This window comes from uncultured Rhodococcus sp. (genome assembly GCF_963525155.1).
Lineage (GTDB): Bacteria > Actinomycetota > Actinomycetes > Mycobacteriales > Mycobacteriaceae > Rhodococcus_F > Rhodococcus_F qingshengii.
The window spans coordinates 1-6,351 of the sequence record NZ_CAURKP010000245.1 but is presented as its reverse complement, the minus strand read 5'-3'; the positions used below and the strand labels follow the sequence as shown (position 1 = coordinate 6,351).

8 protein-coding genes and 1 pseudogene are annotated in these 6,351 nt (G+C 63.8%); 5 read left to right on the top strand and 4 right to left on the bottom strand.

Features of this window, described 5'->3' with window-relative positions; translation table 11 throughout:
- Window positions 1-187 (top strand): annotated as a pseudogene (locus tag RWT78_RS27125) (12-oxophytodienoate reductase); the annotation flags it as partial.
- 80 nt (window positions 188-267) lie between these two features.
- Complete coding sequence (locus tag RWT78_RS27120; protein WP_064074261.1) at window positions 268-1,266, top strand: MDR family oxidoreductase; 999 nt, start codon at window positions 268-270, stop codon at window positions 1,264-1,266.
- A gap of 5 nt (window positions 1,267-1,271) precedes the next feature.
- Here RWT78_RS27120 and RWT78_RS27115 read toward each other — a convergent pair whose 3' ends face one another.
- Entirely contained in the window at window positions 1,272-1,823 is a 552-nt protein-coding gene (locus tag RWT78_RS27115; RefSeq protein ID WP_314682176.1) for a ribonuclease H, read from the bottom strand.
- Between the two features lie 45 nt (window positions 1,824-1,868).
- Here RWT78_RS27115 and RWT78_RS27110 point away from each other — a divergent pair, with 45 nt between their 5' ends.
- The 3 genes from RWT78_RS27110 (at window position 1,869) to RWT78_RS27100 (ending at window position 4,099) form a co-directional block, all read left to right on the top strand.
- Entirely contained in the window at window positions 1,869-2,822 is a 954-nt protein-coding gene (locus tag RWT78_RS27110; RefSeq protein WP_314682173.1) for a DNA-3-methyladenine glycosylase 2 family protein, read from the top strand.
- Window positions 2,823-2,839: 17 nt separating this feature from the next.
- Window positions 2,840-3,490, top strand: coding sequence for a pyridoxamine 5'-phosphate oxidase family protein (locus RWT78_RS27105; protein WP_003940212.1), 651 nt, complete (start codon window positions 2,840-2,842; stop codon window positions 3,488-3,490).
- A gap of 111 nt (window positions 3,491-3,601) precedes the next feature.
- On the top strand, window positions 3,602-4,099 hold the full coding sequence (locus tag RWT78_RS27100) for a hypothetical protein (RefSeq protein WP_003940625.1): 498 nt from the start codon (window positions 3,602-3,604) through the stop codon (window positions 4,097-4,099).
- Window positions 4,100-4,106: 7 nt separating this feature from the next.
- On the opposite strand, the gene RWT78_RS27095 is transcribed toward RWT78_RS27100, so the two are convergent.
- The 3 genes from RWT78_RS27095 to RWT78_RS27085 are packed head-to-tail and all read right to left on the bottom strand — an operon-like array spanning window position 4,107 to window position 6,246.
- Window positions 4,107-4,496, bottom strand: coding sequence for a metalloregulator ArsR/SmtB family transcription factor (locus RWT78_RS27095; protein WP_003940184.1), 390 nt, complete (start codon window positions 4,494-4,496; stop codon window positions 4,107-4,109).
- Window positions 4,497-4,556: 60 nt separating this feature from the next.
- Complete coding sequence (locus RWT78_RS27090; RefSeq protein WP_314682168.1) at window positions 4,557-5,753, bottom strand: acetyl-CoA C-acetyltransferase; 1,197 nt, start codon at window positions 5,751-5,753, stop codon at window positions 4,557-4,559.
- Between the two features lie 40 nt (window positions 5,754-5,793).
- Window positions 5,794-6,246 (bottom strand): MaoC family dehydratase, encoded by a 453-nt coding sequence (locus tag RWT78_RS27085; protein WP_003940415.1) that lies wholly within the window; start codon window positions 6,244-6,246, stop codon window positions 5,794-5,796.
- Window positions 6,247-6,351 lie beyond the last annotated feature (105 nt).

The window sequence follows — 6,351 nt, the reverse complement described above, 5'->3', positions numbered from 1 at the left end:
CATCGAAGGCGTCGCACCTGTAGTCGACAACATCCCACAGCTCGAGGAGCGCATCGGCAGCGGAGAGTTCGATCTGATCGCGATCGGCCGTCTCCACCTCGCCGATCCGGCATTGGCGACAACCCTGCGCGCCGGTGGCCCGCTACCGGCGTTCGATCGAGCGGTGCATGAGGGCAGCTTGATCTAGGGGCTCCGCCCCTGTGCGCCTTTCCGGTAGTTCGCACTACCAAAAAGGCGCACAGGGCCGAAGGCCTTTATGTTCGACCCATGACTACTTTCAACGCCTGGGTCGCCCGCGACAGCGACGGCACCATCGACTTCGCCCCCGAAACCGTCGACGAATCCTTCCTCCCGGCAGGTGAGGTCACCATTCGCGTCGAGTATTCGAGCGTCAACTACAAGGACGCGCTCGCGGTCACGCCGAAAGGCGGGGTGGTTCGCGAGTACCCGATCGTCCCCGGCATCGACGTCGCCGGCGAGGTCATCGCCTCCGAGTCCGACGCATTCGCCCCGGGAGACAAGGTCGTCGCACATGGCTACGAGATCGGGACCGCCCGCAACGGCGGCTACGCCGAGATCGCCCGTTTGCCTGCCGAGTGGGTCGTGAAGCTCGACGGCATTTCCACCGCCGACGCTGCCGCGATCGGCACGGCAGGATTCACCGCAGCCATGAGCGTCCAAGCCATTCTGGCCAGCGGAGTGAAGCCAGCCGACGGTCCCGTCCTGGTGACGGGCGCGAGCGGCGGAGTCGGCACCGTCAGCGTCGACCTTCTGGCAAGCGCAGGCTTCGACGTGGTCGCCTCCAGCGGCAAGCCAGGCGCGGCAGACCTTCTGACGTCACTCGGTGCGTCTTCGGTGATCGGCCGGCTCCCCGAGGATCCCGACGCCAAGCCTCGCCCGCTCGGAAAATCTCAGTGGGCGGCGGCCGTCGACTGCGTCGGTGGAAAGACCCTCGCTCACGTTCTGAGCACGATCAACTACGGCGGTGTTGTCGCTGCCAGCGGATTGACCGGTGGCGCCGCGCTGCCTACGACCGTGCTGCCGTTCATTCTCCGCGGAGTCTCACTGCTGGGCATGGACTCGGTATTGATGCCGATCGAGCCCCGTCGCGCGCTGTGGACCCGGCTGGGCTCAGACTTGGCGCCACGTCATCTGAAGGAGATCACGAACCTCGTTGCCGTCCGCGACGTCGTCTCGGTGATCGATCAGGTCCGCGAAGGCAAGTACACCGGCCGGGCGCTGGTTCAGGTTGCCGACGGGTTCTGAACCGCTCAGAAAAGTGTGAACAAATCTGCCGGCTCTTCGGCCGTCGTGGACTTCTCCTTGTAGGGGGAGTTCACGGCGGTCGGTTCCTTCTTCACCGGGGCAGCAAGCGGCACCGATGCGATGTCCCCCGAGACGATGGCGCGTGCGGCTTCGCCGGCCAGCTTGTCTGCCATTTCGTTGTAGTGGTTGCCGACGTGCCCGCGCACCCAGCGAAAGCGCACCGGTCCGACACGATCGGTGATGGCTCGATCGATACTCTGCACCAGTTCGAGGTTCTTGACCGCCCCGCCGCTCGCGGTCTTCCAGCCCTTGCGCTTCCAACTCGGCAGCCATTCCGACGCGCACTTGATGGCGTACTGCGAGTCGGACTCGATGAGCAGAGGATCACCACCGGGATGGGCGACGACGGCCTCGAACAGAGCACGCAACTCGGCAATCTGGTTGGTGCCAGACGCTTCTCCGCCGGACATGCTCGGACCCTCGTGATTGACCCACGCCCAGCCGATAGCCCCGCCGGGGTTTCGCAGACAGGATCCGTCGGTGCTCACGATGATCATGGCTCGGACAATACGTTGCGCCACCGACACACGCCTTAACGGAGGATGGACGGTGGCGATACGCTGACCTCGATGACGCCGCTATCTCCCGCCGACGAAGTCACGGTGACTTCTCAGCGACCACTCGATGCCGCGCTGACGCTCAGCCCGCATCAGCGCGGACCCGGCGACCCCGCACATCGACGGTCAGCCGACGGAGCGATCTGGCGAGTTTCCCGCCAACTTTCGGGTCCTGTGACCTACCGCATCACCCAGTCGGATCGCCATACGGTCCGGGTACAGGCCTGGGGTCCCGGCGCCACGGAATTTCTGACCGGCGCCGAAGCTCTGCTCGGTCTCGACGACGAGGCCGAAGATTTTGCGCCCGAGCATCCCAAGCTCGCCGAAGCTCATCGACGCTTCCCTCATCTGCGCATCGGCCGCACCGGCCGCGTCATGGAAGCTCTCGTTCCCGCGATCCTCGAGCAACGAGTCCACGGCATCGACGCATTTGCCGCGTGGCGCCGCCTGCTGACCAAGTTCGGGGAGCGCCCACCCGGCCCCGCGCCCGACGGAATGCGAGTTCCACTCACCGCGGACCAATGGCGTCGAATGCCGTCATGGGAATTCCATCGCGCGAACGTCGATCCAGCGAGGTCCAAGACGATCGTTCAGTGCGCTCGCGTCGCCGACCGCCTCGAGCAGGCATCCACGTTCCCCAGGACCGAGGCGACCAAACGGTTGCGAGCGGTACCCGGCGTCGGGATCTGGACTGCCGCCGAAGTGGCTCAGCGTGCATTCGGCGATTCAGATGCACTCTCGGTCGGCGACTACCACCTCGCTGCCGTCGTCGGGTGGTCACTGCTGGGTGAACCGATCGACGACGCCGAGATGGTGCAGTACCTCGCTCCCCTTCAACCGCATCGATACCGCGCCGTGAGGCTCCTGCAGGTCAGCGGGCAAGCCGTCAAACCCAAGTTCGGTCCGCGAACTGCCGTTGCCGACCACCGTTGGCACTGAGCATCAGGAGTTGGAAAATGTCGACCCGATACGCACACATCGCCTTCTCCCCCGCTGCGGTGGAGCGTCAGCGGTCGACCGGAAGTTTCACCGTGTACGGTTCGAAACTCGATCAGCCCGACGAAGGCCCGATGGAATTCGATTTCCGCGCGCAGGGATTCGTGAAATCCGTGGATTCCTTCTTCATGTCCACGGTGACGCCCGACGGTTGGCCGTACGTCCAACATCGCGGCGGCCCGCGCGGATTCCTGCATGTGTTGGGCCCGAATCGAATCGGATTCGCCGATCTCCCCGGCAATCAGCAATTCGTGACGCTCGGCAATCTGGAAGAGAACAATCGCATCTCGCTGTTCGTCATCGATTACCCGACGCGAACGAGATTGAAGATCTACGGGCGTGCGCAGGTGATCGAAGCGGACGAGGACCCTGCACTACTGCAACAGCTCTTGCAAGTCCCCGGCGGCACCATGACGGCAAAAGCCCAGCGTTCCATCGTCATCGACGTCGAAGCGTTCGACTGGAACTGCAGTCGAAACATCACGCCACGCTTCGACAAGGAGCGCATGGACGAATCCCTCGCTCTGGCACGCCAACCCCTGCAAGCCGAGGTAGATCGGCTTACTGCCGAGGTCGAAGAATTGCGTGCGCGGTTGTCGAAAAACGAATGAGACTAGGCGGTTTCAGGGCACTCGGAGTCGGGTAGCCACCAAACACGGCCCGTCGCGCGGAGACGACGGGTCCCGTTGTGCCCGAGGAGGTCCGCACGATCGATCCAGACGGTGGAGTTCTGGTTAACGAACTGCACCGCCACCATTCACGACTGGTTCCACACAGACAGATTGGCCGTCCCCATGAAACTGTCCCGAACTCTCACCATGTCCGTTCTCGTCGTCGCCGCAGTCGGCGCCGGAGCCGGCACCGCGGTCGCAGCGCCCCCGAATGCGGGCTTCGATCCGTCCCAACCCCTACTGACACCGACCGCAGAGTCGAACAGCCAGGCGGCGTTGATGCTCTTCCCCGGTAACGATCCGAAGCAGGCCGCGTTCGACACGATGGCCAACGAGGTCAATATCGGCTGGAACAACGGTGGTCTGCAGTCGACCCTGATCGGAGCCAACCTCGGCGTCGGAATCGGCTGCCTGTCGATCTTCCCGAACTTCATCGCCGGCTGCATCGTCGGTGGAGTCATCGGCACGGTTGCCGGAGTCGGCGCAGGAATCACCAACGGAAACCCGAACGCTGCGCCGGCCGTCGAGAAGTTCTTCGCGACTCCTTGAGTAGCGCTCAGCTGTGCGTGTGCCCGGGGGTGGGTGTCTCGTCGTGAAAATGTGTGGCGCCGATCGAATGCAGCAGCTGGTGAACGGTGTCGTCCGCCAGTTGGTATCGCATCGATCGGCCGTCGCGGGTCGCGCTCACCCACCCCTGGCTACGCAGTAGCCGCAGCGCATGTGAGACGGCTGTGCCGCTCATCCCCAGCGCCACGGACAAATCCGTGACGCAGATACCCGGTGCGTGATGAAGGCAGAGCAACAGACGCAGACGGTTGGTGTCGGAGAGAAGCTCGAAGCGACCGGACCAACTGGTGACGTCCAAACCCTCGAGTGCGGCCCTGGCGCGACGAACATCCTCGACGCTCAGCGCGCCACTGGTGTCTGCTGCGCCTGCATTCGTCAACCGACTGCCTCCGTAGAACTTCCGATCCCCCGCCGCAAGTGTACCCAGAAGCGAACCTCGTCAGGCAGACTCCACCACGGCCGCCATACCCTGGCCACCGCCGATACACATGGTCAACAGCGCTTTTCCGCCGCCGCGTCGGCCGAGTTCGTGAAGCGCGGTTGTTGCCATACGCGCACCCGTCGCTCCCACGGGGTGCCCGAGCGAGATGCCGGAACCGTTGACGTTCAGGCGATCGAGGTCCTCGAATCCCCATTCCTTCACGACGCCGAGAACCTGGCACGCAAACGCCTCGTTCAGCTCGACCAGATCGAAATCGGCAAAGCCTGCCCCGGTGCGAGCAAACAGTTTCGAGACGGCGGCAACCGGCCCGAGGCCCATCAGCGCCGGTTCACAACCGGCCGCGGCCCAGCTGTCGAGGAACCCGATGGGTTCCAGCCCCAGCTCGTCCAGACGATCCTCGGCGACCACCAACATCGCTGCCGCAGCGTCATTCTGTTGGCTGGCGTTACCGGCGGTCACGACGCCTCCCTCGGTCACCGCACGCAGCCGTGCCAGGGTTTCGAGTGAGGTATCTGGACGGATCCCCTCGTCAGCACGAAACTGTGTGACGTTCCCTTTCCTATCCGTCTGTTCGACGGCGACGATTTCGGCATCGAATCGGCCGGATTCTCTTGCCAGTGTTGCCTTTCGGTGACTGTCGACGGCGAAGGCGTCCGACTCTTCCCGCGTGATCCCGCAGCGTGTCGCGACGTTCTCGGCCGTTTCGATCATTCCGCTGATCCGACCGAATCGCCACTCGGGTTGCGAGCGCTCGCGGCCACGATCGAGGCGGTCGAACAGTTGCAGCCCACCGGATCTGGTGCCCCACCGCGCTCCGGTGGTGTAGTGCTCGATCCCGCTCATCGATTCGACGCCACCCGCGAGAACCACGTCGGCCGCACCCGTCTGGACCATCATGGCCGCGGAAACGATGGCCTGCAGACCCGTTCCACATCGGCGATCCGTCTGGAAGCCGGCTACCGAAATCGGCAACCCTGCCTCGAGCGCCGCCCACCTTCCGATGCACGGTGCCTCCGAATTGGCATACGACTGCCCCATCGCGACGTCGTCGATGCGGGACGGATCGATTCCGCTACGACGCACGGTCTCCTTGACGACGGTGGCAGCCAGACTTTCCGCAGGCACGTCACGAAGTGCCCCTCCGAAACGGCCCACCGCGGTTCTGACCGGCGCGACCAATGCTGCTCGTTTCACAACTGACCTCGAATCTCGTTCTGGAAGAATGGAAAAGGATTCAGGAGACCAACAGGCGCACGGTATCCGCTACCAGCGCAGGTTTACCCGCTCCTTCAATTTCGATCGTGTACCGCACGACTATCGTCGCGCCCTTCGCGGTGCGCTCGAAGGAAAGAATCTCCGCACCTGCCCGCACCGAAGAACCGACCTTGACCGGTTCGGGGAATCGCACCTTGTTGCTTCCGTAGTTCACGGTCATGGAGATTCCGTCGACACGCATCACCTGAGCGCCGAGCACCGGCAACAACGAAAGAGTCAGATAGCCGTGGGCGATGGTGCCGCCGTACGGACCCTGCGCTGCGCGCTCGGGATCCACGTGAATCCACTGGTGATCCTCGGTGGCGTCGGCGAACTTGTCGATCCGGTCCTGTGTGACCGGGAACCACGCGCTGTAGCCCAAGTGCTCACCGACAGCCGTCTCTACTTCGTCGATTCCGTTGAAAATTCGCATAGTTCTCTCCTGAACGGTGTTGAACAGCAAAGAAAAGGGAGGCGTTAATGTGCGCCGCGGCGCAGCGACAATGTGCGCCGCGGCGCAGCGTGACCCGATACGTGT

What these genes read in the sequence shown, in the direction of transcription:
- RWT78_RS27120 (WP_064074261.1), top strand. Translation starts at nt 268, where the DNA reads ATGACTACTTTCAACGCCTGGGTCGCCCGCGACAGCGACGGCACCATC.
- RWT78_RS27115 (WP_314682176.1), bottom strand. Translation starts at nt 1,823, where the DNA reads ATGATCATCGTGAGCACCGACGGATCCTGTCTGCGAAACCCCGGCGGG.
- RWT78_RS27110 (WP_314682173.1), top strand. Translation starts at nt 1,869, where the DNA reads ATGGACGGTGGCGATACGCTGACCTCGATGACGCCGCTATCTCCCGCC.
- RWT78_RS27105 (WP_003940212.1), top strand. Translation starts at nt 2,840, where the DNA reads ATGTCGACCCGATACGCACACATCGCCTTCTCCCCCGCTGCGGTGGAG.
- RWT78_RS27085 (WP_003940415.1), bottom strand. Translation starts at nt 6,246, where the DNA reads ATGCGAATTTTCAACGGAATCGACGAAGTAGAGACGGCTGTCGGTGAG.